Source organism: Polynucleobacter sp. AP-Reno-20A-A9, from assembly GCF_018882085.1.
GTDB lineage: Bacteria > Pseudomonadota > Gammaproteobacteria > Burkholderiales > Burkholderiaceae > Polynucleobacter.
The window spans coordinates 210,671-237,620 of the sequence record NZ_JACVPB010000002.1; the positions used below are offsets into that span (position 1 = coordinate 210,671).

At 46.2% G+C, this 26,950-nt stretch carries 30 protein-coding genes; 9 read left to right on the forward strand and 21 right to left on the reverse strand.

What is annotated here, in order from left to right; genetic code table 11:
• Position 1: 1 nt before the first annotated feature.
• The 8 genes from ptsP to ICN39_RS02785 all read right to left on the reverse strand — a co-directional run bounded on the left by ptsP (position 2) and on the right by ICN39_RS02785 (position 7,529).
• A complete protein-coding gene (ptsP, locus tag ICN39_RS02750; protein ID WP_216232581.1) occupies positions 2–1,753 on the reverse strand; it encodes a phosphoenolpyruvate--protein phosphotransferase in 1,752 nt (583 codons plus the stop codon).
• Positions 1,754–1,758: 5 nt separating this feature from the next.
• Complete coding sequence (locus tag ICN39_RS02755) at positions 1,759–2,028, reverse strand: HPr family phosphocarrier protein (protein WP_215358706.1); 270 nt, start codon at positions 2,026–2,028, stop codon at positions 1,759–1,761.
• Positions 2,029–2,045: 17 nt separating this feature from the next.
• On the reverse strand, positions 2,046–2,468 hold the full coding sequence (locus tag ICN39_RS02760) for a PTS sugar transporter subunit IIA (protein WP_216232582.1): 423 nt from the start codon (positions 2,466–2,468) through the stop codon (positions 2,046–2,048).
• Between the two features lie 2 nt (positions 2,469–2,470).
• Positions 2,471–3,412: a glutathione synthase gene (gene gshB / locus ICN39_RS02765; RefSeq protein WP_216232583.1), complete on the reverse strand. Its 942-nt coding sequence runs from the start codon at positions 3,410–3,412 to the stop codon at positions 2,471–2,473.
• A gap of 28 nt (positions 3,413–3,440) precedes the next feature.
• Positions 3,441–4,739, reverse strand: a complete 1,299-nt coding sequence (gene gshA / locus ICN39_RS02770; RefSeq protein ID WP_216232584.1) for a glutamate--cysteine ligase — start codon at positions 4,737–4,739, stop codon at positions 3,441–3,443.
• A 104-nt stretch (positions 4,740–4,843) separates the two neighbouring features.
• Positions 4,844–6,328, reverse strand: coding sequence for an ammonium transporter (locus ICN39_RS02775; RefSeq protein ID WP_215391721.1), 1,485 nt, complete (start codon positions 6,326–6,328; stop codon positions 4,844–4,846).
• Between the two features lie 13 nt (positions 6,329–6,341).
• Complete coding sequence (locus ICN39_RS02780) at positions 6,342–6,680, reverse strand: P-II family nitrogen regulator (protein WP_011903792.1); 339 nt, start codon at positions 6,678–6,680, stop codon at positions 6,342–6,344.
• 24 nt (positions 6,681–6,704) lie between these two features.
• On the reverse strand, positions 6,705–7,529 hold the full coding sequence (locus ICN39_RS02785; protein WP_216232585.1) for a TorF family putative porin: 825 nt from the start codon (positions 7,527–7,529) through the stop codon (positions 6,705–6,707).
• 264 nt (positions 7,530–7,793) lie between these two features.
• Here ICN39_RS02785 and ICN39_RS02790 point away from each other — a divergent pair, with 264 nt between their 5' ends.
• Complete coding sequence (locus ICN39_RS02790; protein ID WP_216232586.1) at positions 7,794–8,048, forward strand: accessory factor UbiK family protein; 255 nt, start codon at positions 7,794–7,796, stop codon at positions 8,046–8,048.
• 21 nt (positions 8,049–8,069) lie between these two features.
• On the opposite strand, the gene ICN39_RS02795 is transcribed toward ICN39_RS02790, so the two are convergent.
• The 7 genes from ICN39_RS02795 to ICN39_RS02825 are packed head-to-tail and all read right to left on the reverse strand — an operon-like array spanning position 8,070 to position 12,682.
• The gene (locus tag ICN39_RS02795) at positions 8,070–8,654 is read right to left on the reverse strand and encodes a hypothetical protein (protein WP_216860938.1); all 585 of its coding nucleotides are present in this window, start codon (positions 8,652–8,654) and stop codon (positions 8,070–8,072) included.
• Entirely contained in the window at positions 8,647–9,657 is a 1,011-nt protein-coding gene (lipA, locus tag ICN39_RS02800; RefSeq protein ID WP_215321111.1) for a lipoyl synthase, read from the reverse strand. The genes ICN39_RS02795 and lipA overlap by 8 nt, the downstream gene beginning before the upstream one ends.
• Positions 9,654–10,298, reverse strand: coding sequence for a lipoyl(octanoyl) transferase LipB (gene lipB / locus ICN39_RS02805; RefSeq protein ID WP_216232587.1), 645 nt, complete (start codon positions 10,296–10,298; stop codon positions 9,654–9,656). The genes lipA and lipB overlap by 4 nt, the downstream gene beginning before the upstream one ends.
• A 7-nt stretch (positions 10,299–10,305) precedes the next feature.
• A complete protein-coding gene (locus ICN39_RS02810; RefSeq protein WP_072582654.1) occupies positions 10,306–10,572 on the reverse strand; it encodes a DUF493 family protein in 267 nt (88 codons plus the stop codon).
• A 19-nt stretch (positions 10,573–10,591) separates the two neighbouring features.
• Entirely contained in the window at positions 10,592–11,305 is a 714-nt protein-coding gene (locus ICN39_RS02815) for an alpha/beta hydrolase (RefSeq protein WP_216232588.1), read from the reverse strand.
• A gap of 26 nt (positions 11,306–11,331) precedes the next feature.
• On the reverse strand, positions 11,332–11,640 hold the full coding sequence (locus tag ICN39_RS02820; RefSeq protein WP_216232589.1) for a ferredoxin: 309 nt from the start codon (positions 11,638–11,640) through the stop codon (positions 11,332–11,334).
• A gap of 16 nt (positions 11,641–11,656) precedes the next feature.
• A complete protein-coding gene (locus ICN39_RS02825) occupies positions 11,657–12,682 on the reverse strand; it encodes a VanZ family protein (protein WP_255532262.1) in 1,026 nt (341 codons plus the stop codon).
• A 106-nt stretch (positions 12,683–12,788) separates the two neighbouring features.
• Between ICN39_RS02825 and ICN39_RS02830 the strand changes: the two genes are divergently transcribed.
• Both ICN39_RS02830 and ICN39_RS02835 read left to right on the forward strand, forming a co-directional pair.
• A complete protein-coding gene (locus ICN39_RS02830) occupies positions 12,789–13,574 on the forward strand; it encodes a biotin--[acetyl-CoA-carboxylase] ligase (RefSeq protein WP_216232591.1) in 786 nt (261 codons plus the stop codon).
• Complete coding sequence (locus ICN39_RS02835) at positions 13,571–14,380, forward strand: type III pantothenate kinase (RefSeq protein WP_216232592.1); 810 nt, start codon at positions 13,571–13,573, stop codon at positions 14,378–14,380. The genes ICN39_RS02830 and ICN39_RS02835 overlap by 4 nt, the downstream gene beginning before the upstream one ends.
• Here the strand turns inward: ICN39_RS02835 and rfaE2 are convergent.
• Positions 14,377–14,865 carry a D-glycero-beta-D-manno-heptose 1-phosphate adenylyltransferase gene (rfaE2, locus tag ICN39_RS02840; protein ID WP_216232593.1) on the reverse strand — a complete coding sequence of 163 codons (489 nt, stop codon included), beginning with the start codon at positions 14,863–14,865 and terminating at the stop codon, positions 14,377–14,379. The genes ICN39_RS02835 and rfaE2 overlap by 4 nt on opposite strands.
• Positions 14,866–14,972: 107 nt before the next feature.
• On the opposite strand from rfaE2, the gene ICN39_RS02845 reads away from it, so the two are divergent.
• The 5 genes from ICN39_RS02845 to ICN39_RS02865 are packed head-to-tail and all read left to right on the forward strand — an operon-like array spanning position 14,973 to position 19,754.
• Positions 14,973–15,527 carry a glutathione peroxidase gene (locus ICN39_RS02845; RefSeq protein WP_255532270.1) on the forward strand — a complete coding sequence of 185 codons (555 nt, stop codon included), beginning with the start codon at positions 14,973–14,975 and terminating at the stop codon, positions 15,525–15,527.
• Positions 15,524–16,900: an FAD-dependent oxidoreductase gene (locus ICN39_RS02850; RefSeq protein WP_216232595.1), complete on the forward strand. Its 1,377-nt coding sequence runs from the start codon at positions 15,524–15,526 to the stop codon at positions 16,898–16,900. Before ICN39_RS02845 ends, ICN39_RS02850 begins: the two co-directional genes overlap by 4 nt.
• Positions 16,901–16,903: 3 nt before the next feature.
• Positions 16,904–17,689 carry a DUF1365 domain-containing protein gene (locus ICN39_RS02855; RefSeq protein WP_216232596.1) on the forward strand — a complete coding sequence of 262 codons (786 nt, stop codon included), beginning with the start codon at positions 16,904–16,906 and terminating at the stop codon, positions 17,687–17,689.
• Positions 17,686–18,981: a cyclopropane-fatty-acyl-phospholipid synthase family protein gene (locus ICN39_RS02860; RefSeq protein ID WP_216232597.1), complete on the forward strand. Its 1,296-nt coding sequence runs from the start codon at positions 17,686–17,688 to the stop codon at positions 18,979–18,981. The genes ICN39_RS02855 and ICN39_RS02860 overlap by 4 nt, the downstream gene beginning before the upstream one ends.
• Positions 18,978–19,754, forward strand: coding sequence for an SDR family oxidoreductase (locus ICN39_RS02865; protein ID WP_216232598.1), 777 nt, complete (start codon positions 18,978–18,980; stop codon positions 19,752–19,754). Before ICN39_RS02860 ends, ICN39_RS02865 begins: the two co-directional genes overlap by 4 nt.
• A 39-nt stretch (positions 19,755–19,793) precedes the next feature.
• On the opposite strand, the gene ICN39_RS02870 is transcribed toward ICN39_RS02865, so the two are convergent.
• The 3 genes from ICN39_RS02870 to argS are packed head-to-tail and all read right to left on the reverse strand — an operon-like array spanning position 19,794 to position 22,788.
• Complete coding sequence (locus ICN39_RS02870; RefSeq protein WP_216232599.1) at positions 19,794–20,441, reverse strand: thiol:disulfide interchange protein DsbA/DsbL; 648 nt, start codon at positions 20,439–20,441, stop codon at positions 19,794–19,796.
• Complete coding sequence (locus ICN39_RS02875; RefSeq protein ID WP_216232600.1) at positions 20,438–21,025, reverse strand: SPOR domain-containing protein; 588 nt, start codon at positions 21,023–21,025, stop codon at positions 20,438–20,440. The genes ICN39_RS02870 and ICN39_RS02875 overlap by 4 nt, the downstream gene beginning before the upstream one ends.
• A 35-nt stretch (positions 21,026–21,060) precedes the next feature.
• Positions 21,061–22,788, reverse strand: coding sequence for an arginine--tRNA ligase (gene argS / locus ICN39_RS02880; RefSeq protein ID WP_216232601.1), 1,728 nt, complete (start codon positions 22,786–22,788; stop codon positions 21,061–21,063).
• A 35-nt stretch (positions 22,789–22,823) separates the two neighbouring features.
• Here argS and ICN39_RS02885 point away from each other — a divergent pair, with 35 nt between their 5' ends.
• Positions 22,824–23,141, forward strand: coding sequence for a DUF1840 domain-containing protein (locus tag ICN39_RS02885; RefSeq protein ID WP_072582639.1), 318 nt, complete (start codon positions 22,824–22,826; stop codon positions 23,139–23,141).
• Here the strand turns inward: ICN39_RS02885 and metH are convergent.
• Positions 23,138–25,888: a methionine synthase gene (gene metH, locus ICN39_RS02890; RefSeq protein ID WP_216232602.1), complete on the reverse strand. Its 2,751-nt coding sequence runs from the start codon at positions 25,886–25,888 to the stop codon at positions 23,138–23,140. The genes ICN39_RS02885 and metH overlap by 4 nt on opposite strands.
• Positions 25,885–26,949, reverse strand: a complete 1,065-nt coding sequence (locus tag ICN39_RS02895) for a homocysteine S-methyltransferase family protein (RefSeq protein ID WP_216232603.1) — start codon at positions 26,947–26,949, stop codon at positions 25,885–25,887. The genes metH and ICN39_RS02895 overlap by 4 nt, the downstream gene beginning before the upstream one ends.
• Position 26,950 lies beyond the last annotated feature (1 nt).

The following is a 26,950-nucleotide window of genomic DNA, read 5'->3' on the forward strand; positions in this document are numbered from 1 at the left end:
ATTAAGACAGTAGTCGCTCTAAAGCCTTTGCCTGCTCTTCGGGCTCATACGCCTTCAAGACCCTAGCAACGCGGGCTTTTAATAAACCTACATTAGCCTGAAGAATTTCCCGCTTAACCAGCAATAACTGGCTGAAGTGCATTGAGAAATCGGTTAAACCCAAGGCAAGCAGTAACTTGGTTAATGCAGGATCACCGGCCATCTCACCACAAACAGCCACAGGCACATTTGCACGTTTAGCCTGCTCAATGATATTTGCCAATAAATTCAATATTGCTGGATGCAGGGGGTCATACAAATGCGCAACAGCATGATCCGCGCGATCAATCGCCAAGGTGTACTGAATTAAATCATTCGTTCCAATAGAAAGAAAGTCGAATCGCTTAATAAACAAAGGCAGCACTAAAGCAGCAGCCGGAATCTCAATCATCGCGCCAACTTGGATATTCGGATTAAATGCTTTGCCCCGCTGATGCAATTGCTGTTTCGCTTTTTCAATCAACCTAAATGTTTCATCGATCTCTTTAGCATGTGCCAACATCGGAATCATGATGCGCGCTTGGCCATGTGCTGATGCACGCAAGATTGCTCTGAGCTGTGTTAAAAAGATTTCAGGCTCGGTAAGTGACCAGCGGATCGCCCGCAATCCCAGCGGTGATGTACCTGTTTGTGAAATATCGCCACCGCCACCCAATGCCTTATCTGCTCCAACGTCGATGGTTCTAATGTTGATAGGCAAACCATGCATTAAATCCACTACGCGTCGATATTCTTGATATTGCTGCTCTTCGTCTGGCAACGCTTGCTTACGGTCCATGAATAAAAATTCAGAACGGAATAAACCAACCCCTACAGCGCCCAACTTCACCGCCTGAATAGCGTCTTCCGGTAATTCAATATTGGCAAACAACTCAATCTCAACACGGTCGGCCGTTTCTGTTTTCGCATGCTTTAACTGCTGGAGCTTACGAGCTTCTTTGAGAACCTGAGTTTGTAACTTGCGATATTCGGCCAGCAGCTGCTCATCCGGAGCAACTACAACAACCCCTCGATCCCCATCTAACACCAACCAATCGCCATGGCGAATCATTTCACTCGCATGGCGTACGCCAACTACCGCAGGTATTTCCATGCTGCGGGCCACGATCGCCGTATGAGAAGTCTTGCCGCCAAGATCAGTTACAAATCCGGTAAAGGCATGCTCTTTAAAACGCAGCATGTCATGCGGAGCAATGTCATGCGCGACGATGATTGATTCAATACCGATATCGCTTGTTGGCAAAAAATCGGAATCGTTTAATGGATCTTTTTTCTGGGCATTTAAAGCCTTAATGACACGTTCAGCAACCTGGCGAATATCGTTGGCACGCTCCTTTAAATACGCGTCCTCAATATCTGCAAATTGCTCCAGAAGATCATTGAGCTCAGTAGTTAAAGCCCACGCTGCATTTAATCGTTGCGTACGAATTAATTTAATCGGCTTCTCAGCCAAAGCTGGGTCAGCCAATATCATGCCGTGCACATCCAAGAATGCCGCCATCTCTTGCGGGGCATCTTTTGGCAATCCTTGGCGCAATTGTTCAAGCTCTAAACGAACCTGATCAAATGCATCCAATAGCTTTTGTGCTTCAACCTCTTCTTTGCCAGCTTCAATCAGGTGATGACTTACTTCTAATGCTGCGCGAGAAATCAGTACCGCCTTGCCAATGGCAATGCCTTTCGATACTGGAATTCCGTGCAATGCAAAAGTCATACTATTTACTCACCCTCACCAAATCGGTCATTGATTAATGCAGTGAGTGCCTGCATGGCCTCATCCGCTTTTTCGCCTACAGTCTCAAGGGTCACAGTACTGCCGATACCGGCCGCTAACATCATCACACCCATAATGCTCTTTGCATTAATTTGACGCCCATTACGTGACAAGAATATTTCACAAGGAAACTGAGCGGCTAACTGAGACAACTTGGCAGATGCGCGAGCATGCAGACCTAATTTATTGATGATTTCGATTTCTGCCGAAGGCATAGTGTGCTGGCCCTTATTTATTCTTGATTTACTTTTGCACCCAAGCGCAAAATTCCATGCTGTCCACCAGCGAGTGCTTTTTGCGCCAACTCTTCAAGACCCTCTCCGCGATGAGAAATACAACGCATCAGCATAGGCAGATTTAATCCCGCCAGCACAATGACGGGCGCATTCAATCCCGATAAAGGGCCCAAGGCCTCTAACTTAGAGGCTACATTAGCGGGGGTTGCACCCATCACATCCGTCAGGATGAGTACGCCGTTGCCCGTGTTCACACCATAAGCAGCCTTCATCACGCGATCAAAGCTTGCCTTGGTATCTTCATGAGGAGGGATGTCAACTGCCCGAACACGCTCAGGCAATACACCAAATGTATGCTCAGCAAACCCCAACATTGCGCTGGCAACCGGGGTGTGAGCAACGATGACAATTCCAACCATATTTATGCCAATGCTTTCTCTAGCGCTGCTAACCAAAATTGCGCAACATTAAAGTTGCTTTGGTCGGTAATTTCAACAAAACAAGTGGGGCTCGTCACATTAATTTCAGTGAGATAACCGCCAATTAAATCCAATCCAACCAAGAATAATCCACGCTGATTTAAAACAGGAGCTAATTTTTCAGCGATCCTTTTTTCAGTCTCAGTTAAAGGCATCGCTACGCCTTTACCACCTGCCGCTAAATTACCCCGAATTTCGCTGCCCTGAGGAATACGAGCCAGCGCAAATGGCACCACCTCGCCGCCGATTAAGAGCACCCGTTTATCACCCTGGGCAATTTCTGGAAGAAAACGTTGAACCATGAGAGTTCTTGCACCATTCTCACCAAGCGTTTCCACAATGCTCGCCAAGTTAAGGCCATCAGCACCAACCCTAAATACACCCATGCCGCCCATGCCATCTAACGGCTTAATCACGATATCGCGATATTCCTGATGAAAACGCTCTACCGCAGCTAATTCACGCGTGACCAAGGTCGGCGGAATAAGCTCTGGAAATTCTGTAATAGATAATTTTTCGGAATGATCACGAACAGCGCTCGGCTCATTAAATACTTTCGCGCCCTGACGTACTGCAGCTGACAACAACCAAGTGGTATTGAGGTATTCAATATCAAAAGGAGGATCTGTGCGCATGAGCACAGCAGAAAAAGATTGAAGTGTTCGAGACTCAAGATCACCCAACTCAAACCAGTTGGTGGAGCTAGGCTTAATCACCAAAGACTGGCAATCAGCCACTACGAAATTATCTCTCCACAAAACATTGCGACTTTGACAAAACCACAAGTGGTGCCCCGCTTCTTGTGCAGCACGCATCATTGCGAGCGTGGAATCTTTTTGAATCTTGAAAGATTCAAAAGGATCTGCAATAAAAAGAAGGTTCATTATTTCTATTGAGAGGTTAGTATTTTATTTATGCAGCTTCAGCATTAGGATCAGTTCGCTCTAGCTCCAATGATGCAGCAAGCAGCGCCAAGCGAGCAACCACGCCATACAGGTAGAAGCGATTTGGAGCAGCACTGCCTGGCTTAGCTCCTAGATCAGGCATTGAGTTTTGCTCGAAGGCCAAAGGTACAAAATGCATACCTGGTGCATTGAGATTCTCATCAGGGCCGCGGTCAGTATGAACGCGATAGAAGCCACCAATGACATAGCGATCAATCATGTACACCACCGGTTCAGCAACCGCTTCATTGACCTTCTCGAAAGTATAAACACCCTCCTGAATGAGCACATCGCTAACTTCAAGACCTTCCTTGACCACGCTCATCTTATTGCGGTCTTTACGATTCAAGCCCTTTAACTGCGCGGGATCATTGACCACCATCACGCCCATGCCATAAGTACCGGCATCAGCTTTTACGACGACATAAGGCTTCTCTTTAATACCGTATTCACGATACTTCTTGGCGGTCTTTTTCAAGACTTGTTCTACAGCAGCTTGAAGTTCGTCTTCACCCTTGCGCTCGTGGAAATTAATATTGGAGCAACTGGTAAAGTATGGATTGATCATCCATGGATCGATGTCAACTACTTTGGCAAATTTCTTCGCCACCTCTTCATATGCGGCAAAGTGATTTGATTTACGACGCACATGCCAGCCAGCGTGCAAGCCTGGCAGCAAGTACTGTTCATAGATATTCTCCAGAATCGGAGGAATGCCTGCGGATAAGTCGTTATTCAACAGGATCGAGCAAGGATCAAAATCTTTTAAACCCAGGCGTTGCTTCTTCAGACCCAATCGGGAGAGTGGCTCCATTAACAAACGATTGCCGTCAGGTAAATCAATCCAAGTTGGCTTCTTAATTTCTTCGGAGAAAGTACCCAGTCGAACATTCAATCCGGCTTGACGCAAAATCGAAGACAAACGGGCGATGTTCTGCAAATAGAAAGTGTTCCGGGTATGTTTCTCAGGAATTAATAATAAATTTTTAGCTTCAGGACAAATCTTCTCAATGGCAGCCATAGCAGCTTGGACAGCAAGCGGCAACATTTGCGGTGAAAGGTTATTAAACCCTCCAGGGAAGAGGTTGGTATCAACCGGGGCTAATTTAAAGCCAGAATTGCGTAAATCGACCGAACAGTAGAAAGGCGGGGTATGTTCCTGCCACTCCAGCCTGAACCAACGCTCAATGGTTGGGGTCGCTTCTAGAACCTTTGACTCTAATTCGAGCAAAGGGCCGGTGAGTGCAGTAATGAGATGTGGAACCATTCCACCATTGTAAGATTATTAAAAGAAAGACGCGGGATCCGAGGATCCCGCGCTTAAAACTGGGCAGCCAACCAGAGCCGCCCAGTGAGGGGTAAATCTACTGATTAAGACTCGTAAGCAGTCTCACCGTGTGAGCTGATATCCAAGCCTTCGCGCTCTTCTTCTTCCTTAACGCGCAAACCAATCACAATATCGATCAATTTGAAGGCTACGAAAGAAACTACGCCAGACCAAATTACAGTGGTAATCACGCCTTGAGCCTGGATCCACAATTGGCTAGCAATAGAGTAATCAGGAGCAACAGCGTTAGCCACATAATCCCAAATACCAGAGCCGCCTAATGCTGGATCAGCAAATACACCGGTCAACAATGCACCAGTAATACCGCCTACGCCGTGAACACCAAATACGTCCAAACTGTCATCTGAGCCCAAAATCTTCTTGAGACCAGTAACACCCCAGAGGCAAACTACACCAGCGATTAAACCGATAATGATTGAACCCATTGGGCCAGCAAATCCAGCTGCAGGAGTAATTGCAACCAAACCTGCTACGCAACCAGATGCAGCGCCCAACATAGATGGCTTGCCTTTGAGAACCCATTCAGCAACTGACCAGCCTAATACAGCAGCAGCGGTAGCTAAATATGTGTTCACGAATGCCAAGCCAGCAGTACCGTTTGCTTCAAGTGCTGAACCAGCATTGAAACCAAACCAACCGAACCACAAGAGAGCAGCACCAGTCATTACATAAACTAAGTTATGTGGCTTCATTGCTTCTTTACCGTAGCCCAAACGCTTACCGATAACAAAGGAGCCAACCAAACCAGCGATCGCAGCATTGATATGCACAACAGTGCCACCAGCAAAGTCGAGAACACCTTTTTGCCACAACCAACCAGCACGAGCAGTAATTGCCTCGAGTGATGCAGCATCTTTGATGTCATCTGGACCAGGCCAGAACCAAACCATGTGGGCGATTGGCAAGTAGCTCAAAGTGAACCAAATCACCATGAATACCAAGATTGCAGAGAACTTAGCGCGCTCAGCAAAAGAGCCAATGATCAAACAGCAAGTGATTGTTGCGAACACTGCTTGGAACGCCATAAATACATACTCAGGAATCACAACGCCTTTACTAAAGGTTGCTGCTACTGATTCTGGATTCATGCCACCCAAGAACAGACGATCTAATCCACCAATAAATGCTCCGCCTTCCGTGAATGCAAAGCTATAGCCATAAATAGCCCATAGCACTGTAATCAAGGAGAAGACCATGAAACATTGCATGCAGATAGACAAAATGTTCTTGCTGCGGGTTAAGCCGCCGTAGAACAAAGCCAAGCCAGGAAGCGTCATCAACAGCACTAGTGCTGTACAAACCATCATCCAAGCGATATCTGCTTTATTGCACTTTTCAGAGCAAAGAACTGGAGCAGGCTCAGCCGCAGCAGGAGTTGCTGCAGGAGCTGTTACAGCTGGCTTCTTAACTTCATCAGCATGCGCTGGCGAAGTAACCATTACACCAGTAGCACCAATGGCCAAGGCCATAGCACCACCAGCAACGAGTCGTTTCATCCAAGTTAACATTTTGAACCTCTCTTTAAAGTGCTGACGCGCCGGTTTCACCGGTACGAATACGAATGACGTGCTCAACTGGAGAGACAAAAATCTTGCCATCACCAATCTTGCCAGTACGTGCTGATTTTTCAATTGCTTCAATCGCACGCTCCAAGATGCCATCTTCAACAGCAGCTTCAATTTTTACTTTAGGTAAAAAGTCGACAACATACTCAGCACCGCGATACAACTCAGTGTGACCTTTTTGACGACCAAAGCCTTTAACTTCAGTGACGGTAATGCCCGAAACTCCCACTTCCGAGAGAGCTTCGCGCACTTCGTCAAGCTTGAAGGGCTTGATGATTGCGGTAATTAATTTCATGTGTTTCTCCGTTCAGAGTGGAAATTAGAAAGTTTTTGTAAGGTTAAGTACGCCTGTTGAGCCACCCAAGTTTTTACCTGATGGGCTTGAGTAAGCGTATGTGCTTCCGCTCTTGGCTGCATTGGTGCCAATATATGCAGCAGCCAAAGATAAACCGCCGCCGAAGTCTTTAGTTAGGCCTAACTTCCAGTCTGTATAGCTAGCAGTTGGGACACCAGCAACAACTTGTTGACCGGCAATCTTCTGGTAGCCAACGTGCGCGTTTACTGCAAGACCCCAAATTCCTGTGTCATAGTTTGCAGTCAAATCAGGATAGTAAGATCCGCTACTTTGGTTGTATCCGAATGTATTGGTCACTGCATAAGAAAATTTCAAGAAACCAGTAACTGGGCCAAATGTATAGTTCTGGGCAGCATAGATCTCAGTAGTATTTGGATTAACGTTAGGGCTTACGAAGTTGCCACTAGTTGGATAGTAATATTGCAGTACGCCGATATCGCTAGCAAAACCTTCTGCAATCAACTCTTTCTTAAAGCCAGCATAAAAGTCCATCTCGATGCCAGAAGAAACTGAAGGGCTAAGGTTATTAACCCAGGTAATGGAGCTATTCCAGTTACCAATGTACAAACCGCTCTCATGTGCGTAGTCAAATCCACCTTGAATAGCTGGTCTTAAATTTGACTGAGAAATACCACGATAGCGATAGTCGCTTACAAGACTTACGTTCGCTGTAATTGGGCTTACTTCTACCTCAGCTGCTGGCTCATCAGCCGCGAATGCTACAGTCGAAAGACCTGCCAACAAAGCTACTGCTGCTGCAGAGATTGCTGTCTTTTGCAAAGTTTTCATGAACTACTCCTTACTGGTTGTAATAAAAAAATGGGTTGAATGCTTATTGCATGGAGTGATATTGAATCCCCGGGGGTTCATGGCTTTGTCACAAATCCCCCAAATAAGGCAATTGCCCTTTTTTGGTGCTAAATATTGCACCGAATGAGTGAATATGGGGCATTTTTCGGGTTTTAACCCCTTTTTGGGCAGTTTTACGCATACAACTTAAAATACAAATATGTATCTTTTCTGCAACTCTCAATAGAACTGCGAACCCTCATCATGCAAAAACCAGGCGAAATTCTCGATCAAATCCAACGTATCGCAAACGATATGCAAAACAAAGTTGGTGATGCGATCCGCAATTCACCAGCTCAAGAAATTGAGAAGAACGTACGTGCCATGATGAATCAAGGATTTCAGAAGATGGACTTGGTAACGCGTGAAGAATTTGATCTTCAAAGTAAAGTACTTGCTAAGACGCGTGAAAAGTTAGAGGCGCTTGAGGCTAAAGTTGCCGTACTAGAAAAACAATAATTAAATGATCTTCTCTTCAGGCTACTCTGGAGAGAAATCACTAAAGAAATTTTCGTACTCTTCTTTAGACAACAAAGTTTTTGCACTCTCTGCACCTGGATTTGCATGCAAGACTGAGATCTGATAAATCCAGTTATCGCCATTCGGCGCAACTCGATTAATCCAACGAACGCGCATTAGTTGCTGCGATTTACCGTTGGATTTCAAATCCAGAAAATAATCTTTAATCGGTAAACGCTGTCGATCTGCTGTTTTATAAAAAGCATCCTCAACAGTGACATCGCCACCAGATGCTTTTGCCCTGTCAATTAAGTTAGCCTGTAATTGCGAAAGTAACTTACTTAGTGAGGCACTTTGATTGGCCGGCAACTGGATGGTGCTAACCGAGTAAATATCATCATCAATTTTTACCGCCTCAAGTGTCTGTAAGAGTTCTTGATCGAGATAAGGCATGCGGCGCTCTAATTTATCTGGCTTGCCAGGAAATAAAGCGGTATATCTTTCTTGCGGCGCTTGGACTGTACGCCAATCTAATTTAGGACTACATGCAATGAGAAAAATGAAAGCCGCTAGTACGGTGGCGGCCTTAGAAACCCGTCTAAACAACCCCAGCTCCGTGCGCCTGTTGATCTGCGTGATAACTTGAGCGCACCATAGCGCCTACAGCTGCATGAGAGAAGCCCATTTCATACGCCTTTTCCTCAAACATCTTAAAGACGTCGGGATGAACGTAACGCGTAACAGGTAGATGATGTCCTGACGGGGCCAGATACTGACCAATAGTGAGCATGTCGATATTGTGCTCACGCATATCGCGCATCACTTCTAAGATTTCTTCATCTGTTTCACCAAGGCCAACCATCAAACCGCTTTTAGTAGGGACATGTGGGAAACGTTCTTTAAAGTCTTTCAAGAGCTTCAACGAATGCAAGTAATCTGCACCCGGTCTAGCCTGTTTGTATAAACGGGGCACCGTTTCGAGGTTGTGATTCATCACATCAGGCAAACCGCTAGGCGCATGCTCAGCAAAAATATCTAACGCTTTATCTAGGCGGCCACGAAAATCTGGGACCAATACTTCAATACGAGTATTCGGGGAGAGTTCACGTGATTGAGAAATGCAATCAACATAGTGCATTGCACCGCCATCACGCAGATCATCACGATCTACGCTCGTAATCACCACATAGTTCAGTTTGAGCGCAGCAATAGTACGCGCTAAATTAGCAGGCTCTTTTGTATCAAGAGGATCTGGTCTGCCATGGCCTACGTCACAGAAAGGGCAGCGACGCGTGCACTTGTCACCCATAATCATGAATGTAGCAGTTCCTTTACCAAAACATTCACCAATATTCGGGCAACTGGCTTCTTCACAGACAGTAACTAACTCGTTCTCGCGCAAAATCTTTTTGATTTCAGAAAAGCGGGAGTTATTTGAGGCCGCCTTCACCCGAATCCAGTCAGGCTTTTTCAATACCTCTGTCAAAGGAATGATTTTGATCGGAATGCGCGCAGTTTTCTCGCTCGATTTTTGTTTACGTGATGCGTCGTAATTGAGGTCTTGGCGCGCCTCGATAGGTGTCTTGGTGTCAGGCTTATTTGTAGTCATGATGGCATCAGTTGCTTTTGTAAATGCTGCAAAAGCCTTTGGCTAATAGTGTCTATATTGTCCTTGATCCCAAGGGTTTGCATGTCGACGGTCTTTAAACCCTCATACCCGCAGGGGTGGATACGCTGAAAGGCCTCTAAATCGGTAGCGACATTCAGGGCTAGGCCATGATAGGAGCAGCTTTTGGAGACTTTGAGGCCCAAGGCAGCCACCTTAGCGCCAATCCATTCTGAGGGCACTCCTGACTGCTCAGAAATGTAAATTCCCGGAGCCCCCGGATGCCTTTCAGCCTTAATCCCAAAATCTGACAACGTATCTATCAGCGCCTGCTCTATACGAGAGACCAATTCTTTTACAAAGATCCCTAGACGCTTTAGATCTAGCAAAAGATAAACCACGATTTGGCCTGGCCCGTGATACGTAATCTCTCCACCCCGATCTACTTGCACGAGTGGAATTTGATTGCTGGGTGTATGCAAGTTACCCGCATCACCTGCCAAACCTAAAGTGAAAACCGGAGGATGCTCTAGGACCCAAATTTCATCGGGCGTTTCACTAGTGCGCTCTTTAGTAAAAAGTTTCATCGCCTCATATGTAGAGGCGTAATCTGCTAAACCCAGTTGTTTTACTAAAGCCGGCATGAATTAATTACAGAACAACACTGACTAATGGATGGGTCGATAAGGTTCTATACAGCTCATCCAACTGTTCACGACTAGTCGCGGTAATTGGCAAAGTAATGCCCAAATAATTTCCATCCTTAGAAGGGCGTTGCTCTACTTTGCTCTCGTCAAACGTAGGATCAAATTGTTTAGCAATATGCACTATCGCTGGAAGGTATTCTGGATTTGCTTTACCCATGACCTTGATAGGAAATAATGATGGGTACTCGATTAATGATTTTTCTTCGGCCATATAGTCTTTCTATTTCTAATTACTTACGATGACCTGGCATACCCAACCAGGCGCCAGTAATGATATTGCGAATGCAATGTAGGCGACGATGAAAGAAGTGATCTGCACCAGGCACTACCTGCACAGTCAACTCTTGGGGGCGCGCCCAATCTAAAACGTCAATCAATGGAATAGTTTCATCTAATTCGCCGTGAATCAAGATCGTATCTGCTGGAACCGGGGCCAGAGTCCATTTGCCTGCAGCGCTACCCACCATCACTAGGCGCTCAGCTGGACGGCCCAAATCTGAAAGCCTTTGAACTAAGTGACTACCGACAAAGCTTCCAAAAGAAAACCCAGAGACTACTAGCGGCAAGGTATTGGCATCCCCCAACCAGGATTGATTCGCAGTTGCCTCAAATTGACTCCAACTAGATGGTGTACGCATCCAATCGGTTACATGAAGCAAGTCCTCTAACTCACCAACACCATCATCATGAACACCCTCAGTTCCACCTACACCGCGAAAGTTTGGGCGCACACTCACGTAACCCAATTGGTTAAAAGCACGTGCCATGGTTTGAGCTACCTTGTTATCCATCGTACCGCCCATCAAAGGATGGGGGTGAGCAACGAGGGCCAAGCCACGCACAGCAAATGCAGGATCATTTTTTAATTCATCTGGAAGATCAATAGACATTTCCATTGATCCGACAATACCTTCAATATGAATTATTTTTGTACGACTATTCATAAAAAACTTTCAACAATTTGAAATAACTAGGCTAATTGCAAGCGCTCTACAGGACGCCCTTCGATTAAATGGGACTGGATAATTTCTTCAACATCATCCACGTCAACCATGGTGTACCAAACACCCTCTGGATATATAACCATGACAGGGCCGTCAGCACAGCGGTCTAAACACCCAGCCTTATTTACTCTAATTTTTCCTGGGCCTGCAAGACCAAGCTCTTTTACTCTTTTCTTGGCATAGTCAAATAAGGCAAAGGCATTGTGCTGATCACAACAATCTTCGCCATTAGCGCGCTGATTGAGACAAAAAAATAGGTGGTGTGAAAAACTCATAGAGAACTGATATTCATTAATGTTTTGGTTTAAATTCCACGGCACTTCGAACCATCCAAATCAGTGCCAGAGGTAACCATACTACGGAAACCCATTGCATCAACTCATTAAAGTGCAATAGACGCCCTTGATACCAGTGCCTAAGCGTCAGAATGAAATACGGATTGTCAGGTAAAACATTGACCGCAATGGTGGTGCCCAGCAAACAAATCAAAGCCAACCAAAACTTGATCATTTGCTTTAGCCTTAAAGTCCATCTTAATAAGATGCTGCCTATTACCATTCCCCAAAGGGCCCCGGCGGTTAGCCAAATCAAACTAAACTCGGCACCAAATTGAAGGGCGGTAAATAAAGTTTTCACCATCACCGTTAGACCAAGTAAGCCATTAAGGATGCGCCACTGGGGGGCTTTGGTACGCAATCCAAGGGATAGCAACAAGGCCACCCCAAGCCAACATAGCGAGGTGATTACGGCCTCTTGGATGACCTGATTAATCACTACGGTACCCCAATCAACCGAGCCAAATATGGCATGACCCCATACGCCCGTACCAAGCCAAGAGCTTTGTGGGTAAATTTGTGACCAGGGAAACAATAAGAACAGGGCACACGCCGCCCAATTAAGGCCGAACCATTGATCAAAACGCCGACGAATTGCACTTCCAGAAAGCCATTGCGGTCCCAGAGGAATCGCCAATAATCCACCTAACAGTCCTCCTAATATATTGGCCCACCAGTCCATCTGACTCGGTATACGAGTAGGAAGCCAAGACTGCAAAGTTTCTACACCGAGCGCCAGGGAGGCACTTAAGCCAAGAGCAATTCCAAGGGCTACATAGTTACGCCAACGAGGATAGGCGGCAAACATCACCAAAAATCCAAATGGAATGTAAGCCAAGATATTGACTGACACATCAAATAAGGTCATAAAACGAGGTAAAGGAGCATCCAACCAAGCCCAAGCAGAGATCCCATTCTGAAAATCAAAGTCAAAGGGATTCAGGCTTACATAGATAATCAAAAGCACGTAGCTTAAGCTCATAGCTCTCGCTAAGGGCATAGCCTGTAGTGGCCATACCAGCTTCCGAGGTCGTTGATCTTTTTGATCCATCCCACAATTCTAGGTCAGACCTTTCTACAATGGCGGAATGACTGCAAATTGCATCCTTGAGCGTGTTACCGAGACCAAATCAACCAATGATGATCTTTTGGTGCGCTGGCGCGCAGGAGAGCTCATTGATCCAGTGGCTCGTATTGCCCACAAACAAACTGCCGGCAAAGGCAGGGCAGGCCGTACATGGCTAGCCAACCCCGAAGACTCTCTTTGCTTCTCTCTCGCCTTTCCATTTAAAAGAACTCCCGCTGAACTCAGCGGGCTAAGCCTATTGGTTGGTCTCGCGGTGATCGCAGGTATTGCACAAGCTTGCAACCTGAGCGAGGAGGGGCTGAAACAGGCCGGCCTGCAATTGAAATGGCCTAACGACTTATTGCTTAACAACAACAAACTCGGCGGCATCCTCATTGAAGGCGGCCAATCAAAAGCGGGTGACCCTACTTGGATGATTATTGGGGTTGGCATTAACTTGCGTAATGCAGAAGCAATTGAAGCAAATCTGGATACTGGCCTGAAAGTGGGTTCACTTGCTCAACTAACAAAATCACTTCCTGATACAGAGTATCTCTGGCTCAAACTGATCGCCTCACTCGAACACAGTCTTGCCGAATTTGACCTAAATGGATTTAAGCCCTGCAAAGAACGTTGGATGAGTTGGGATGCCTATCGAGATCAAGCGGTGTGCATTTCTGGGGCCGGAAAAGATCCCATTCATGGCATTGCAAAAGGCGTGGATGAGACAGGGGCATTACTATTGGAACAAGAAAATAAAACCATCGCCATTCATGCAGGTGATGTTTCATTACGGATTCAATCATGAGCCTTTATTTATTTTTTGATGTTGGTAATACGCGCCTGAAGTGGGCGGCTGTGGAGTCAACACAAAATCCCAGTGCTCAACAAAAAAAGTTATGGGCATACTCAGGCTCTATTAGTAGTAAGTCTTTGCAATCAGCAGAACATCGAGCTGAGTTGGCGGACTATATTTCTAAAACCTTACCGAAGCCTGCAGCCATTGGTTTTGCCTGCGTTGCTGGCCAAGAAGCGATTACCAATCTCAAATCACTGTTTCCGCAATGGGGTGATCTTGATTGGAAGCAACTCAAGGGGGATAGCGCCTACACAGGAATGCGCAGCCTTTATCAAGATCCCAGCAAGCTCGGCGCTGACCGCTGGGCCGCGCTGATTGGGGCTCGCGCCCTATCGAATAAAAACACCTTGATTGTGAATGCCGGCACTGCCACTACTATCGATTTACTGGGCTCTAATGGCGTGCATTACGGCGGATGGATATTGCCCGGCCTTGGATTGATGCAAGAAAGTCTGGCAACCAATACTGCACAGTTAGGCCTGGCTAAGCGTGCGGAACATCATGGATTTGGATCCTCTACCAATGACGCAATTATTGGGGGTTGCGACGCAGCGCAAATTGGCGTAATTCTGTATGGCATACAGCATGCAAAAGAATTAAATATTCCCATCGAAAAAATTTGGCTTGATGGCGGAAATGCCAAAGTCCTTGGGCAAGAAATTACAAGAACTAATTTGCCAATCAAACAAGCTGTGGAAGTAACTGAAGGATTAGTACTTCGCGGTACCTGGGCATGGTTACTGCAAAACCTTTAAGAGCGGATCTTACCCAAGAGACTTGTAGTTGAGCGCTCGTATAGGAAAGGTATCGCAACTGCTTTACCACCCCAACTTTTTACCAGCTGGGTTTCAGCCAAGGTATCGATCTCATAATCACCGCCCTTGACGTAAATATCAGGACGAATTTTTTCAATCAAATTGACCGGGGTTTGTTCGGTAAACAACACAGTCATATCCACGCTCTCCAACGCAGCCAATAAAGCCTGGCGATCAGCCTCAGAATTAATGGGCCTGTCATCGCCTTTACCCAACATCTTCACTGAGGCATCAGAATTTACACCCACCACCAAGCTAGCCCCCAAAGCACGGGCCTGAGCCAAATAACTGGCATGGCCGCGGTGCAGGATATCGAAGACTCCATTAGTAAATACCAATGGCCTAGGAAGCTTTTCGAGGCGAGCGGCAAGCTGTTCTGGTGAGCAGACTTTTGCTTCAAATGAGGGGGGTGGTAAATGACTCATAGCCCAATATTAATGGCAATCTTGCAAGGCCAGCGATATTAGCCAGAATGTCTTAGACTTGGCCTCTCACTCGTGAATAAAAAAGGTGCGATATGCCCCGTTTTGTAATGAACTGCCTATTTGGGCTATTTGCTTTCTTATCTGGATTTCAGCTTGCCAATGCTGCGTCCAGTTGTAGCCCCCTGCTCTCACACACTTTTCCTCGCTTGCAGGATGAAGCGCCGCAAAGCCTTTGCCAATATCAAGGGAAAGTCATATTGGTAGTCAATACGGCCAGCTTTTGCGGCTTTACGAGCCAATATGAGGGTCTTGAGAAGATTTACGCCAAATACAAGGATCAGGGCTTTGTCATTCTAGGCTTTCCCTCTAATGACTTCGGACAACAAGAGCCCGGTAGCAATAAAGAGATTGCCGATTTTTGTAAGAACACCTATGACGTGAAATTTCCGATGTTTGCTAAGAGCACGGTTTCTGGCAACAACCCAAACCCCCTATTTAAGATGTTGATTGCTAAAACTGGCACAACTCCAAAATGGAATTTTTATAAATATTTAATCGATCGAAATGGTAATGTGGTTGATTCGTTTGGAAGCGTCACCAAACCTACTAGCAGCAGCATTACAAATGAAATTGAAAAGCTTTTAGGAGAAAAAGCTCAGTGAGTAAAAAAAGAATTGCCATTATTGGCGCAGGCATCTCTGGATTAGGCTGCGCCTACGCCCTAAGACAACATCCTGAATTTGACATTACCGTATATGAAGCTGGCGATCACATTGGCGGTCACAGCAATACAGTCGATATCACTTGCAACATCGGTGGCAAAGACATCACACATGGCGTAGACACTGGTTTCCTGGTATTCAACCGCAAGACTTATCCACGTCTTGTGCGTTTATTCGAAGAAATTCAGGCGCCAGTAGCTCCATCAGAAATGTCCTTTTCAGTATCGATTGATACGGCCGCCAAATCTGGGGCAGGAAAAAAGATTGAGTGGGCTGGTAATGACATTAATTCTTTTTTTGGACAAAGATCCAATCTTCTCTCACCATCATTTTGGAGAATGGCCTATGACATCTTGCGCTTTAATCGTTTAGCCACTCAGCTAGCACATGATCAAATTGAAGCTGGTCATCTATACAAAGAGCCTGATGAAAAAATTGCCGATTTTTTAAAGCGCCATCGCTTTAGTCAAAGCTTTAAAGAGAATTACTTTCTCCCTATGATTGGTGCCATCTGGTCTTGCTCAGTCGAACAGATGCTAGAGTTCCCCATTCAAACCATGGTGCGCTTTTGCCATAACCACGGACTGCTACAAATCCAAAACCGCCCTCAATGGTTAACCATCAAAGGTGGTTCGCGTGAGTATGTAAAGCGACTTGTGGCGGCGCTAGAAAAGCATGGGGTGGCCATTAAAAGGGAATGTGTCCTGCGAGTAAATACGGGTCATGATGGCGGGCAAGTTGAAGTTATTAGTCAAGCTGGCTCGGCCTATTTCGATGAAGTCATCATGGCCTGTCACAGCGATCAAACCCTAGATTTAGTGCATGGCATTGATCAGCAATCAAGAAATATCCTAGCATCAGTTCCATACCAAAAGAATCGAGCAATATTACATACCGATATTCGTTTTTTGCCAGATGCAAAACGTTGCTGGGCTGCCTGGAATTACACCGCTAAATCCGGTGCTAAACCAAATACAAAACAACATGTCAGCGTTAACTACTTAATTAATCGCCTGCAACCACTACCAGACCAACTTCAAGATACGCAAATTATTGTGAGCTTAAATCCCTCGGAAGAGCCGGATCCAAAACTAGTGCATCAAGAGATTCACTACTCACACCCTGTCTTTGATATGAATGCAATACAGGCGCAGAAAGAGTTGCCCTTAATTCAGGGCACATCATCCATTTGGTATTGTGGTGCCTGGACCGGATTTGGGTTTCATGAGGATGGCTTGCGTTCCGGTGAATTAGTTGCAGAAGCTTTAATTGAAAGCATTCGTCAACCGATCAAAACCGAACAAGATGTGTAATTAATGTCCGATGCCAAGATTAACTTCGGAGTAGTAAAGCACCAGCGCTTGAGGCCAGCTAAGAATGCCTTTGGTTATGGAGTATTTACTATCTCCATCCCTATGCGCGCACGTAGCGTTAATCCAAATTTACTCAGTCAAAACGGCTTAAGCGATAACCGCTGGGGCCTCTGTGCATTTTTTGATAAGGACCATGGCCTAGGAGAATCGAATAGCCTTGCCTGGATCGAAAAGATTCTTGCGGATAATCATGTACAAGATATCGATGGGGAAATTTGGCTACAGACTTTTCCAAGAGTATTAGGTTACGTCTTTAATCCGGTGAGCTTTTGGATCTGCACGCGTGCTGATGGCAAAGTACAAGCGGTACTGGCTGAGGTCAACAATACCTTTGGCGAGCGTCATTGCTATTTACTAGCTAAAGATTCGGGTGAAGCGTTGCACTCAGGCGAAACACTCAGTAGCAAAAAGGTATTTCATGTTTCACCATTTTGTGCGGTACGTGGAGACTACCATTTCCGCTTCTTATTTCCGCAAGATAGCAGTAGCGGCAAAAACAATGTCTGTCGCATTGAGCTGCATGAGGACGGCCAACCCCTTATTAATACCAGTATTAGTGGCACCAGCCGCCCATTAAGTCGGGCTAATCTCATTCTGGCGCTACTACGTTATCCATTAATGAGCTTGGGTGTCATTTTCCGTATACATTGGCAAGCATTGAAATTATGGGTAAAAGGTGTACCCTTTCACTCAAAGCCTAAACCACCAGAACTTGAAGTTAGCAGATGAATCGCCCAGGACAATCCCTTCTCTCCAGACTCAATTTTTCTCGCCCACATGAGCGGGATAACGCTTCGCCGCAACACCAAATTAAGGCTAAGGCACTCCTAACGCTCCTGACTAAGCTGGGTAGTGGTCATTTAAAGCTCACCCTTCCGAATGGCGAGAAGCGCGAGTTTGGTATTCAAAGCGATACATTACATGCTGAAATCCATATCTTGGAGTGGTCAGTATTTAAAGAGATCATGTCCCACGGAGATATTGGATTTGCCGAGAGCTACATTCAAGGCAAATGGAATACTCCGGACCTCAAAGCGCTGCTTGAGCTAGCTATACGCAACCGAACCATTTTGGAAAAAGCCATCTACGGCAATTGGTATGGTTCGATCTTTTATCGTCTAAAACATTGGTTGCGAGATAACAGCAAGGCGGGAAGCCGCAAGAATATCCATGCGCACTATGACCTAGGTAATGCTTTTTATACGCTGTGGCTTGACCCAACGATGAGCTATTCGAGTGCCTGGTTTTCTGAAGGCGATAAGCAGGCTTTAGCTGATGCACAGCGAGCAAAGATTGGACGCATTCTGGACTCCTTAAAAACCTCGCCAGGGGATCACATACTTGAAATTGGCTGTGGCTGGGGCGGGGTCATGGAAGAATCTCTTCGTCTCAATAGAGCGATTACTGGCCTAACTCTGTCTACAGAGCAAAAAGCATTTGCAGAGAAGCGTTTGCAAAAAGTGCAAACACAATCTTCCAACTCTTCCAAATTTGAAGTGCGTCTTCAGGACTATCGTGATTGCCAAGAAAAATTTGATGGCATTGCTTCCGTCGAAATGTTTGAAGCAGTTGGAGAAAAGCATTGGCCAGAGTATTTTGAAACGATTGCTCATTGCCTCAAGGCGGGTGGCAAAGCTTGCATCCAGACGATTGTGATTGCAGAAGATCTTTTTGATCGCTACAGACGCAATACTGATTTTATTCAGCAGTATGTATTTCCTGGAGGTATGCTGCCTTCCAGAGCAAGCTTTAAAGCAAGCGCTGCTAAAGCTGGATTACAAATTGATGACGAATTCGCCTTTGGCGGAGATTACGCAAGAACACTTTGCTTGTGGCGTGATAGCTTTAATCAAAAACTGCAAGAAGTTCGTCAACTTGGCTTTGATGAAGCGTTCGTACGCCTTTGGAACTTCTACCTCATGTATTGCGCCGCCGGCTTCACAGAGCGTAATATCGATGTAGTGCAATTTACATTGAGCCACCAACCATCACCAGCATCTTCTGATGCATTAAGCGCATGAAACAACAAGGCATTGATCACTTCTCAGGCAAAAGAGTCTGGGTCATCGGCGCATCGAGTGGCATTGGCGAAGCTTGTGCGAAAGCCCTTCTTCTCCAAGGCGCTAAAGTAGCGCTTTCTAGTCGAAGAGCCGAACGGTTAAATCAAATTGCCCTTACTGCAGGAGTTGATCAAGCCCTCGTTATTCCATTGGATGTTACAGACGATGTCCAGCTACAAGATGGCTATAAAACCATTGTGAGCGCCTGGGGCGGGGTTGATCTCCTCCTTTTTGTATCGGGCATGTATGTACCACTACGCGCAGACAATTTTGATATCAAGGTTGCCGAGAAGACCATTGATGCAAACCTTTTAGGGCCCATGAGAGCGGTTGCCCTAGTGGTACCGGAAATGCTTAAAGCTCACTCAGGACATATTGCTATTGTTGGTAGTGTTGCGGGTTATAGCGGCCTGCCGAAAGCCTTGGCGTATGGCCCTAGCAAGGCTGCCATCATTAACTTTTGCGAGAATTTATATTACGACTTACTGCCAACCGGAGTTAGCGTACATATGATTTCGCCGGGATTCGTAGCTACTGAAGCTACTGCAAAAAATGATTTTGAAATGCCGGCTCTCATCAGTGCCGAAGAGGCAGCTAGCGAAATATTGGCTGGCATTCAGACTGGGGAGTTTGATATTCACTTCCCTAAGCGATTCACAAGATTCTTAAAGTTTCTGAGAATCTTGCCTTACCCAATCTACTTTTGGATTGTGCGCCGCTTCGTCAAAATTTAAGCCGAGCTAAAACAGTACACAGCATCACTTCTTTTGAAGTTACTGCTTGTACTTATCTTTACGAATTTTCTCTTCCAAGTAATCCATTACTGCGATTGCTTTAGCTTTAGACCCAGCAATAGACGGTGAAGTAACGTACTTACCTTGCATCACAATAGTCGGTACGCCATCAATACGATAGGCTTCGGTCAATTGCTTGGCGGCACGCGCTTTAGAAACTACGGCAAAAGAGCGATAAGTTGCCAAGAAGGTATTGCGATCAACACCCTGGGACGCAACCCAATCCGCAATCTCTGTCTCAGTCAAAAGGCGCTTATTTTCTTTGTGCATCGCGTACATGACTTTTTCATTTAAGGCATCAGCCTTACCCATCGATTCAAGTGCGTAATACATTTGGCTATGGGGTAAGAAATCGTCACGGAAAGCTACGGGAACTCTTTTAAAGACAACGTCTTTAGGTTGGCGCTTTACCCAGCTACTGAGCTCAGGCTCAAAGTCATAGCAATGCGGGCAACCGTACCAAAAGAATTCAATAACCTCTACTTTTCCCTTGGTTTCTACAGGCTGCGCAACAGGCAATATGCGGTAATCAAAACCTTCTTCGATTTTTTGAGCTTGCGCACTAGCAAAACCACTTAAAGAAAGAAGTGCTAATAAGGTAATGAATCTTTTGCTGTATGAAATCATGATTTACTGGATTTGATTAAAGTTGGTTTAATGCCAATACCACTTAATTTATCTCGTACTGCGTTACTCTCATCAACGCTGTTATATGGACCTACACGAACGCGCCAGAGGGTATTACCGTCGCTTGTTACTTCGCTTAACTGAGCCTGAATTCCCTGAATGGCCAAATTAGCTTTTTGCGCATCTGCATCGGCACGCTTTGTAAATGCGCCCACTTGCAAGAAATAAATGGAATCTGATTTACCTGCAGGAGATACGTCTGCTGGCTTATCAGCAGCTTTCTTGCTGTTTACCAAATCACCTATCGGATCTGTTGAGGCTGGAGTAGCTGATTTACCCTGCAGGGGCTTATTTAAATCAACCGGCTCAGCAGGAGCAGCCGTTTCACCTTCAGCAGGTGCTGTAGAAGGCTTAATGATCAAAGGCAGACTTGGGGCACGCATCCCCGGTCTTTCTTGGGGGGTATTTTTAGAAAGATAAAAGGCAATGACAAAGGCGATTCCAAGACCGACGCCCAAACCCAAAATAAAGCCGAGGATAGTGCCGCCGTATTGGGAATTCTGTTGATTCGGTGTTTTCATCATTTCCTCATCTTACATCTTCACTTCATAGCTCGCCATTACATCTTTATTGGCGCTGACACCCCGAGTACTTTTAAGCCATTTTGCAGAACCTGGCGGGTTGCTAGCAGTAATGCAAGACGCGCTTGTTTTAAGTTCTGATCGTCAACCAATACACGATCCGCGTTATAGAAGGTATGGAAATCACCAGCTAAGTCACGCAGGTAAAAAGCCAATGCATGCGGTGCCAATTCTTCGGCAGCGGATGTTAGAACTTCTGGGTATTCCGCCAAACGACGCAGTAAATGATCAGATGCTTTACTTTGTAGGAGCGATAAATCAGCGTTAGCTAAATCCGATATTTGGCCACCCCACTGCTGCAAGATTGAATTAATTCGCGCATGCGCATACTGAACGTAGAACACTGGGTTCTCATCGTTTTGCTGCAAGGCTAAATCAATATCAAAAACAAACTCGGTATCTGCCTTACGCGAGATCAAGAAAAAGCGCACGGCATCACGTCCACGCTGCAAAGCCAACTCTCTCTCTTCAGGCGTCATCTCCGGAGTAACACCACCGGACCATTCAACCAAATCACGCACGGTTACATATGAACCAGCACGCTTAGAAATTTTGACTTCTTCACCATGACGCATGACGGTAACCATCTTATGCAAAACATAATCTGGGTATGTTTTAGGGATATCCCAACCACGCTTTTGTGCCACGCCCTGTAAGCCTGAGCGCACCCGAGCAATCGTGCCATGGTGATCGCTACCCTGCACGTTAATGACTTTCTGAAACCCACGATTCCACTTACTGGTGTGATACGCCACGTCAGGTACGAAGTAGGTAAAGCTACCATCAGACTTACGCATCACGCGATCTTTGTCGTCACCATCATCCGTGCTCTTCAACCAAAGAGCGCCTTCGGATTCGTAGGTCTTGCCAATGCTTTGCAGATCCCCAACAATTTGTGCAACGCTACCATCGGTATATAAAGAGGACTCTAAGTAATAGCAATCAAATTTAACGCCGAAGGTTTTTAGATCAATGTCTTGTTCGTTGCGCAAATAAGCAACTGCGAATTGACGAATTGCTTCAAGATCATCTTTAAATTCTGGAGAGACTTTAAATGCGCTAGCAATCTCCGCAATATATTCGCCGTTATATGCCTGCTCAGGCCACTTGGCATCTCCAGGCTTGAGACCTTGTAAACGAGCTTGAACAGATAAGGCTAAATTAGCAATCTGAACACCGGCATCGTTGTAATAAAACTCACGATGAACTTTGATTCCTTGGGTCGCTAATAAATTGGCTAAGGCATCACCCAACGCCGCTTGTCTACCGTGGCCAACATGCAATGGGCCAGTTGGATTGGCAGAGACAAACTCAATCATGGCGTTTGGCACAGACTCACCGGCTTGCACAGACTCACCAAAATGCGTGCCAGCAGAAAGTATCTCCTGAACTACAGCAGTCTTAGCGGCATTACTAAGGCGGAAATTAATAAAGCCAGGGCCAGCGATTTCACAAGATGCAATCAGCTCATTAAAGCCTGCTTGCTGCTGCAAGCGCTCCACCAAAGCTTGCGCCAGCTCACGCGGGTTCAGTTTCCAAGCTTTAGCAAGCTGGAGAGCGATATTACAAGCGACATCCCCATGGTCAACAGCCTTTGGGCGCTCTAGACGGGGGGCTGAAGGCTCTCCTAGGCCGCGTTCCTGAGCCAAGCCTGCAAGCGCAGCACTCAGCATTTCAATTAAGCGATTTTTATTAGTCGACAACATAGATTAGTGAGTTTATCAGGTGGTAAGCTATCGAAATGATCTATCAATTTCGCTCAAAGGCTGGTCCAGATGTCATCATGCTGGCGGATCTGACTAAGCGAATTTTTGATATTTTGGGGCGCCCCCTAGAGCCTCGGGGAATTTTGACTGTTGAGCAACTCCCAGACCTCATCACCGCACTGGAAACTGCCATCCTCAAAGATCTTGAGGAGCGAGCCAAAGCAAATGACGAGTCCGAGAAGGGTGCTGAGAAGCCTAAGCTAGCCGATCGCCTTGGACAGCGAGCCTACCCGTTTCTAGAACTCATGAAGCAGTCCAAGGCCAAAGACGAACCCGTCATGTGGGGCGTTTAATCTAGCAAGCTCGCTAGCTGACGACGGGTGTCCTCAATGCTTTGTCCACGGCGTGTAGCCAAGTCTTCAACCTGATCATCCGATAGCTTGCCTACATTAAAGTAGCGCGCATCCGGGTGAGCCAAATAAAAACCACTCACACTAGAAGCTGGATTCATAGCCATCGACTCGGTCAGAGTCATGCCAATATCTTCAGAGCCAATGACTCGCAATAAATCTTCTTTAACTTCATGCGCAGGACAGGCTGGATAACCAGGCGCTGGACGAATGCCGCGGTATTCCTCATTGATCATTTGGTCATTGGTCAAAACCTCATCTGTTGCATAGCCCCACAGATCAGTGCGAACACGATGATGCATGAGCTCAGCAAATGCTTCAGCTAAGCGGTCAGCCAAAGCCTTCAACATAATGGCGCTGTAGTCATCGTGCTTTGCTTGAAACTCAGCCACTTTCTTTTCAACACCATGACCAGTAGTCACTGCAAAACAGCCAAGGTAATCAGCTATACCAGAATCTTTTGGCGCTACGTAATCCGCTAAACAACGATTAGGTCTGCGTACTCCCTCTACTACCGGACGTTCAGACTGCTGTCGCAAGTTATGCCATACAAACAAAGGGTGTTCTCGAGCTTCGTCGCTATACAAAACGATATCGTCACCCACTGTATTAGCAGGATAGAAAGCCACTACCGCATCGGCTTGCAACCATTGCCCCTTAATCAACTTATCAAGCAAGTCTTGGGCGTCTGCAAAGACTTTGCGCGCCTCAACACCAACCACCTCATCATCCAAGATCGCCGGAAACTTGCCAGCCAAATCCCAAGTCTGAAAGAAAGGTGTCCAATCGATATATTTAGCAATATCGCTCAGCGCAAAGTTTTTAAATATACGACGACCAATAAACTTTGGCTTCTCTGGAACATATGCAGACCAGTCAATCATCTCGCGATTTTTACGGGCTGCAGATAAAGAAATTGTTGGCGCTGCTTTCTTGTTTGCATGTTGCTCACGAATACGCACATAGTCATCGCGTAAATCTTGAATAAATTTCTTGGCACTTTCATCGGACAGCAAGCTGGAAGCTACTGAAACCGAACGAGATGCGTCAGGCACATACACCACGGGGCCATCGTAGTGTGGGGCAATCTTCACTGCTGTATGAACGCGTGAAGTTGTTGCACCGCCAATCATCAATGGAATTTGGCGCTCGCGGAACCAATCATCACGTTGCATTTCTTGTGCAACATAAGTCATCTCTTCTAGCGAAGGTGTAATCAGACCAGATAAACCAACAATGTCTGCATTCTCTTCTTTGGCACGCTTGAGAATCTCTGCGCAAGGAACCATTACACCCATATTGGCTACTTCAAAGTTATTACATTGCAGAACAACGGTCACAATATTTTTACCAATATCGTGAACGTCGCCCTTCACAGTGGCCATGACGATCTTGCCCTTAGCTTTAGCTTCGCCGCCCGCCGCAATATGTTGACGCTTTTCTTCTTCGATGTACGGAATCAAGATGGCAACTGCTTGCTTCATCACGCGCGCACTCTTAACCACTTGAGGTAAGAACATCTTGCCGGCACCAAATAAGTCGCCCACGACATTCATACCATCCATCAGGGGGCCTTCAATGACCTCAATAGGTCTGCCGCCAGCGCCCATAATTTCAGCGCGCAACTCTTCGGTATCTTCTTCAATAAAGGTAGTAATGCCATGCACTAAAGCATGGGTTAAACGCTCGCGCACTGGGGCTTCACGCCATACCAGGTTCTCAACCTGTTTAGCGCCACCACCCTTAAATTGATCGGCAATATCTAAGAGACGCTCAGTCGGCGTCTTGCCATCTTTTTCTTTAAAACGATTGAGAACTACATCCTCAACGCGCTCACGCAGCTCAGCATCCAAATCGGCATACACACCCAACTGACCAGCATTCACAATACCCATATCCATACCCGCTTGGATAGCGTGATACAGGAACACCGTATGAATAGCTTCTCGAACACGATCATTGCCGCGGAAAGAGAAGCTCACGTTGGAAACGCCACCGCTAACCTTGGCACCCGGCAGATTTTCTTTAATCCAGCGAGTGGCATTAATAAAGTCGACAGCATAGTTGTCGTGCTCTTCAATACCAGTAGCGATTGCAAAAATATTTGGGTCAAAAATAATGTCTTCAGCTGGGAAGCCAATTTCATTCACCAAGATCTCATAGCAACGCTGACAGATCTCGGTCTTACGCTTAAACGTATCCGCTTGACCCACCTCGTCAAAAGCCATCACTACAGAAGCAGCACCATAACGACGAATTAAACGTGCTTGTTTTCTGAAGGGCTCTTCACCCTCTTTCAGGGAGATTGAGTTAACAATTGGCTTACCTTGAATACACTTCAAACCCGCCTCTATGACACTCCACTTTGAGGAGTCAATCATGATGGGAACGCGTGCAATATCAGGCTCAGAGGCGATCAGATTGAGGAAGCGTGTCATCGCCGCCTCAGAATCTAACATCGCTTCATCCATATTGATGTCGATGACTTGTGCGCCATTCTCAACCTGCTGACGCGCCACAACGAGCGCCTCATCAAATTGATTATTCAAAATCATGCGGGAAAATGCTTTTGAGCCTGTGACGTTCGTGCGCTCACCAATGTTGACGAAGCCAACATCAGAGGTTACGTTAAATGGCTCAAGGCCGGAGAGCTTCATCGCTGGCATTACTTTTTTCTCTATCTTGCTCATGCTGATATCTCCGCATTTTCGCGATAGAAGGCACGTGGCTTACGCTTAGCAACGGCATTCGCAATTGCACGAATATGGTCAGGTGTTGTACCGCAGCAGCCACCCACTAAATTTACTAAGCCATCTTTAGCAAAACCATCTACTAGGTTAGAGGTGATTTCTGGCGTCTCATCAAAGCCAGTGTCACTCATTGGATTAGGTAAGCCTGCATTGGGATAGCAAGAGACTGCTGCATCGCAGATTCTTGCTAGCTCTGCAATATAAGGGCGCATTAAGGCGGCACCTAATGCGCAGTTCAAACCAAAGGTGAGTGGCTTGATGTGACGCAAACTATTCCAGAAGGCTTCAACCGTTTGACCAGAGAGAATTCGTCCGGATGCATCGGTCACCGTTCCAGAAATCATTACCGGCAAACGCTCGCCAGTCTCTTCAAAAAATTCATCGAGAGCAAACAATGCTGCTTTGGCATTGAGCGTATCGAAAATGGTTTCAACCAAAAATAAATCGACACCACCGGCAAACAAACCTTCGATCTGCTCGCGATACGAGGCGCGTAATGCATCAAAGGTCACATTGCGTGCGCCAGGATCATTGACATCCGGTGAAATGCTCGCAGTCTTTGGTGTAGGTCCAATTGCACCAGCAGCAAAACGTGGTCTTTCTGGTGTGCTATATTTTTCACAAGCTGCACGCGCTAATTTGGCAGAGACTTCATTCATCTCGCGAGCCAAGCCGGCCATTTTGTAATCTTCTTGCGCCACTGAAGTGGCACCAAAAGTATTGGTCTCAATAATGTCTGCGCCCGCATCCAAATATTGCTCATGAATCTTGCTAATAATTTGTGGCTGGGTCAAAACCAAAAGTTCATTGTTACCCTTGATATCTCCAGGATGATCAGCAAAACGGGTATTCCCCGGCAAACCACGATAGTCAGCCTCGGTTAACTTGTATTGCTGAATCATGGTGCCCATGGCGCCATCCAAAATGAGGATGCGCTGCTTCAAAAGCTCGGGGAGCTCTTGACCACGGGTATAGGGCTGGGACAAACCATTAGATTGCATT

Bases quoted from the DNA above. Each gene is read 5' to 3' on its own strand.
- ptsP (WP_216232581.1), bottom strand. From the start codon at position 1,753: ATGACTTTTGCATTGCACGGAATTCCAGTATCGAAAGGCATTGCCATT.
- ICN39_RS02755 (WP_215358706.1), bottom strand. From the start codon at position 2,028: ATGCCTTCGGCAGAAATCGAAATCATCAATAAATTAGGTCTGCATGCT.
- ICN39_RS02760 (WP_216232582.1), bottom strand. From the start codon at position 2,468: ATGGTTGGAATTGTCATCGTTGCTCACACCCCGGTTGCCAGCGCAATG.
- gshB (WP_216232583.1), bottom strand. From the start codon at position 3,412: ATGAACCTTCTTTTTATTGCAGATCCTTTTGAATCTTTCAAGATTCAA.
- gshA (WP_216232584.1), bottom strand. From the start codon at position 4,739: ATGGTTCCACATCTCATTACTGCACTCACCGGCCCTTTGCTCGAATTA.
- ICN39_RS02775 (WP_215391721.1), bottom strand. From the start codon at position 6,328: ATGTTAACTTGGATGAAACGACTCGTTGCTGGTGGTGCTATGGCCTTG.
- ICN39_RS02780 (WP_011903792.1), bottom strand. From the start codon at position 6,680: ATGAAATTAATTACCGCAATCATCAAGCCCTTCAAGCTTGACGAAGTG.
- ICN39_RS02785 (WP_216232585.1), bottom strand. From the start codon at position 7,529: ATGAAAACTTTGCAAAAGACAGCAATCTCTGCAGCAGCAGTAGCTTTG.
- ICN39_RS02790 (WP_216232586.1), top strand. From the start codon at position 7,794: ATGCAAAAACCAGGCGAAATTCTCGATCAAATCCAACGTATCGCAAAC.
- lipA (WP_215321111.1), bottom strand. From the start codon at position 9,657: ATGACTACAAATAAGCCTGACACCAAGACACCTATCGAGGCGCGCCAA.
- lipB (WP_216232587.1), bottom strand. From the start codon at position 10,298: ATGCCGGCTTTAGTAAAACAACTGGGTTTAGCAGATTACGCCTCTACA.
- ICN39_RS02810 (WP_072582654.1), bottom strand. From the start codon at position 10,572: ATGGCCGAAGAAAAATCATTAATCGAGTACCCATCATTATTTCCTATC.
- ICN39_RS02815 (WP_216232588.1), bottom strand. From the start codon at position 11,305: ATGAATAGTCGTACAAAAATAATTCATATTGAAGGTATTGTCGGATCA.
- ICN39_RS02820 (WP_216232589.1), bottom strand. From the start codon at position 11,640: ATGAGTTTTTCACACCACCTATTTTTTTGTCTCAATCAGCGCGCTAAT.
- ICN39_RS02825 (WP_255532262.1), bottom strand. From the start codon at position 12,682: ATGAGCTTAAGCTACGTGCTTTTGATTATCTATGTAAGCCTGAATCCC.
- ICN39_RS02830 (WP_216232591.1), top strand. From the start codon at position 12,789: ATGACTGCAAATTGCATCCTTGAGCGTGTTACCGAGACCAAATCAACC.
- ICN39_RS02835 (WP_216232592.1), top strand. From the start codon at position 13,571: ATGAGCCTTTATTTATTTTTTGATGTTGGTAATACGCGCCTGAAGTGG.
- rfaE2 (WP_216232593.1), bottom strand. From the start codon at position 14,865: ATGAGTCATTTACCACCCCCCTCATTTGAAGCAAAAGTCTGCTCACCA.
- ICN39_RS02845 (WP_255532270.1), top strand. From the start codon at position 14,973: ATGAACTGCCTATTTGGGCTATTTGCTTTCTTATCTGGATTTCAGCTT.
- ICN39_RS02855 (WP_216232596.1), top strand. From the start codon at position 16,904: ATGTCCGATGCCAAGATTAACTTCGGAGTAGTAAAGCACCAGCGCTTG.
- ICN39_RS02860 (WP_216232597.1), top strand. From the start codon at position 17,686: ATGAATCGCCCAGGACAATCCCTTCTCTCCAGACTCAATTTTTCTCGC.
- ICN39_RS02865 (WP_216232598.1), top strand. From the start codon at position 18,978: ATGAAACAACAAGGCATTGATCACTTCTCAGGCAAAAGAGTCTGGGTC.
- ICN39_RS02870 (WP_216232599.1), bottom strand. From the start codon at position 20,441: ATGATTTCATACAGCAAAAGATTCATTACCTTATTAGCACTTCTTTCT.
- ICN39_RS02875 (WP_216232600.1), bottom strand. From the start codon at position 21,025: ATGATGAAAACACCGAATCAACAGAATTCCCAATACGGCGGCACTATC.
- argS (WP_216232601.1), bottom strand. From the start codon at position 22,788: ATGTTGTCGACTAATAAAAATCGCTTAATTGAAATGCTGAGTGCTGCG.
- ICN39_RS02885 (WP_072582639.1), top strand. From the start codon at position 22,824: ATGATCTATCAATTTCGCTCAAAGGCTGGTCCAGATGTCATCATGCTG.
- metH (WP_216232602.1), bottom strand. From the start codon at position 25,888: ATGAGCAAGATAGAGAAAAAAGTAATGCCAGCGATGAAGCTCTCCGGC.
- ICN39_RS02895 (WP_216232603.1), bottom strand. From the start codon at position 26,949: ATGCAATCTAATGGTTTGTCCCAGCCCTATACCCGTGGTCAAGAGCTC.